1 protein-coding gene and 2 pseudogenes are annotated in these 3,603 nt (G+C 66.2%); 1 reads left to right on the top strand and 2 read right to left on the bottom strand.

Going from position 1 to position 3,603, the window contains the following annotated elements:
- Positions 1 to 450 precede the first annotated feature (450 nt).
- Positions 451 to 1,476, top strand: a complete 1,026-nt coding sequence (locus MJ783_RS22780) for a terpene cyclase (RefSeq protein ID WP_239313840.1) — start codon at positions 451 to 453, stop codon at positions 1,474 to 1,476.
- Positions 1,477 to 2,367: 891 nt separating this feature from the next.
- Here MJ783_RS22780 and istB read toward each other — a convergent pair.
- Both istB and MJ783_RS22770 read right to left on the bottom strand, forming a co-directional pair.
- A pseudogene (gene istB, locus MJ783_RS22775) lies at positions 2,368 to 3,129 on the bottom strand (IS21-like element helper ATPase IstB).
- 47 nt (positions 3,130 to 3,176) lie between these two features.
- Positions 3,177 to 3,603, bottom strand: a pseudogene (locus MJ783_RS22770) (IS21 family transposase); the annotation flags it as partial.

Raw genomic sequence — 3,603 nt, 5'->3', positions numbered from 1 at the left:
CGGAGGGCCGAGCCCCCAAGTGTGGTCACGTTAAGTCACATGTGCAGATCACTAGCCGTCAGCGACCAAACGCGTTCTCCGGCAATCTGCCGAGAGCCACAAATCCTACTTGACTGGTGGAGTGCTGTTATTCGAACCCCGCGGTATTCGGCCGTCGAGATCTTGAGGCCCTCTGGGTGCCGGCGGAGGATCTGTCATGGAGCCCGCTTTGCAGGGAGTCATCGGGGGCTTGATGAGCGTCAGCCCTGCTCTTCGCCGCCGGGCGTCGGTCGTAAGCCGGCGACCGCGCGGGAAACCACCTTTCAATCCAGAGCGGTCTTGCGCTGACGTCGATCGAGGAACGGGCCTTCTTGCAGAAATCTCACATGAATCAGCCTCGGCGGGGGCCGATCTGGGATACACCTCATGCGGAGCCGGTGAGCCAGCGGGCGGCCGGCGTGTGGAGGGTCCATGCCGCAGGACGTCGCATTCGATCTACCTTTCCCGCTCCGCATGCACCAGGGCATGGACGGCACACGCGTCCGCAACCTCGACTGGGTCCGCCGGCACGGGCTGGTCGGCGGCGAACGGTCGATGGACTGGTACTCCTCATGGGACATGCCCCGGCTCGCCGCCTACGGCTTCCCCGACGCCACCGGCCCAGGGCTGGATCTGTGCACCGACGCGATGGCGTTCTTCTTCGTCTTCGACGACCAGCTCGACGGCCCCCTGGGTTCGGCGCCCGACCGAGTCGCCCGGGTGTGCCAGAGCCTGATCGATATCTTCCACGGCACCGGGCCGCGCCACGGCGGCGACCCATGCTCGGCCGCGTTCGCTGACCTTTGGCGGCGCAGCACCGACGGTGCTTCCCCCGGCTGGGCGGCCCGGGTCGCAGGCGAGTGGGAGTACTACTTCGCCGCCCACGCCCATGAGGCGGTCAACCGGCGCCGTAGGTCGCCCGCCGACATGGAGCAATACCTCCAGGTCCGCCGGGGCATCGCCGGGACAGCGCTGCCGCTGTCCCTGGGGGAACGCGCGGCGGGCCTCACCCTGCCTCCGGCCGTGTTCCATAGTCCGCAGCTGAGGATCATGCGGGAGATCGCCATCGACATCACGCTGATGTGTAACGACGTGTATTCCCTGGAGAAGGAGGAAGCACGCGGGGACATGGACAACGTCGTCTTGGTTCTCGAACACACCCAGCACTGCACCCGCGAGGAGGCGATCGCCGCAGCTCAAGGAGAAGTCCACCGGCGCTGCACCCGTTTCCAGGAGCTGGCTCGCGAGGTCCCAGCCATGTGCACCCATCTCGCTCTCTCCGCCACGCAGTGCGCCAGCGTGTCCACCTATGTCGACGTCCTGACCGCCTGGATTTGCGGCTATCACGCGTGGGAAACCGAGACCCTGCGCTACACCACCGCTCTGGAGGTCCTCCCTCGGTCTGGCCTCGGCTACTTCGAGAACGTCCTGGGAGAGCCAGATCCTGCTGGTTCATGAACATCACGAATTCGATCCTGCCGGCCATTGTCGCGAATAGATCTGTAGGTGGGTGTGCCGGCCGAGAATCTCCTCGCCCGTCTCACCTCCTACACCGCCCAGCCCGAACACTGATGGTCTTGTAGCGCCCGAGCATGAGGCCAGCCATCGTCCGCGTGGCGTAGCAGCGGGCGGTTCTCTCGCGACCCGGGGAAATTACCGTTCCGCACGGGTGTTTCCCCCCGAGGATGAGATCCTGTGGCGACGGCGCTGGCACCCCCCCGAGCCGGCGCTGTCCCCACAACCGCCAGGGCGGCAGCACAGGGCACGCGAAAGACGCGGACTCGCCACCGAGGGTCACACCGTTCGCCAGTCGGACGAGACAGAAAGCCCCAGAGGCGACGCCCTCCCCCGAACACCGAACGGGTAGTGGTGCAGCTCACCAGAGAGCCGAGACGCACACGGTGAACACCACGGACAGACAGCGGTGATAACAGCGACGTGCTTGGAGGGGCAGGGGACGCTTCAAGATCTTCTCTTGCCGGCCCGATCGAGTCACCGCAACAGCCGTGCACCCAACTTCGGCGGCCACAGCGTGATATACAGCTGTCACCGGTAGTGCCCCGAGGGGGCCTGTGGACGTCGATGTAGCGGCAATCGTGGCGCAGCTCAGGGAGGTCACCGCCACTGATCCACAGGCGCTCGACCGCGTCTGTGGAATGATCGTTGCTCGTCTCGTCGAGGGCCGGTGTCGAGCCGCCGATCCGTTGTTGATCTGTGCCGGGCGGTACTGGGGCCGTCGCCTGCGGATTCATCCCGGTGAACCGCCCCGGATCGGATGCCCACTGTCAAGGCCTCGCGAAAACTGACCCCGTGCAGGCCTCTGAATCTTGACCCCCCACGTCTGGTTGATCAGTTGTGGTTGGGTCGGTCCTTGGCGAGGAGCTCGCGGCGGGCGCGGGTGCGGTAGGAGTCGCCGGCGAGGGTGAGGACCTCGGCGTGGTGGACGAGCCGGTCGATCATCGCGGCGGCGACGACGTCGTCGGAGAAGGTCTCGCCCCAGCGGCCGAAGGGCAGGTTCGAGGTGACCATGACCGAGCCTTGTTCGTAGCGGGACGCGATGAGCTGGAAGAACAGGTTCGCCGCGTCCTGATCGAACGGAATGTAGCCCACTTCATCGATAATGATGAGTTTGTAGCGGCGGATCTTCCTCAGTTCGTCGTCGAGACGCCCGGCGTGGTGGGCGTCGGCGAGACGGGTTATCCAGTTGCTGGCGGTGTCGAACAGCACGGAGTAGCCGGCGTGAGCGGCTTTCACTCCCAGACCGATCGCGAGATGGGTCTTCCCGACGCCAGGCGGACCGAGCAGGACGACGTTCTCCGCTTTGGCGATGTAGGTGCTCGTAGCCAGATGCGCGAGCACATCACGACCCAGGGAGGGCAGGTGGTCGAGGTTGAAGTCCTCCAGCGTTTTGACGGTCGGGAAGTGCGCGGTGCGGATCCGCATCACGGTCCCTTTGGACTCGTGGTCGGCGACCTGGCGCTGCAGCAGCGCGGCGAGGTATCCTTCGTAGGATCAGTTCTCCGCACGGGCCTGGACGGCGAGTTCTTCCCAGAACGCGCCGATCGTCGGGGTCTTCAATACCCGGGTCAGATAGGAGATCATCGCCGGCATGCCGTCGGGTGATCTCCCGGCGGGTTCCACCGAAAGGGTGGTCGCTGTCACTCGCTACTCGCTTTCTTCTCTTCCAGGGTGTTCCCAGGTGGTTGGTGGGTGAAATCGACACCGAAGAGGGCGTCGTAGTCCGGCAGCGCCCGCATCGTGACCGGATGGCCGTCACCGTGATGGCGGGTCGCCGCCGCCCGCCGCCGGCGGTCCTCGGCGAGCGCCTGGCGCATCCGCGCGGCGGTCGCGGCGTGCTCGGGGTCGGTGACCGTGCCGTTGCGGGCCCAGGAACGGGCGTGCCGGGCGGCGGGCTGACCGTCACAGGTCACCGCCACCGTGTCGAGGGAGGCGGTCACGTCGACGAACCGGCCGATCGCCCGCGGATCGACGGAGTAATCGACGGTGTCGACCCGCACGTAATAGTCCCGACCCAGCCGAACACGGGAACACAGACCGGCCGGCGGATCCACCGGCGGCAGCCCC

It is taken from the genome of Protofrankia sp. Cj3 (genome assembly GCF_917627355.1).
Classification (GTDB): Bacteria; Actinomycetota; Actinomycetes; order Frankiales; family Frankiaceae; genus Protofrankia.
Note: the sequence above shows the minus strand (reverse complement) of the source record. Positions and strands in the feature narration are given on the sequence as shown.

Bases quoted from the DNA above. Each gene is read 5' to 3' on its own strand.
- MJ783_RS22780 (WP_239313840.1), top strand. From the start codon at position 451: ATGCCGCAGGACGTCGCATTCGATCTACCTTTCCCGCTCCGCATGCAC.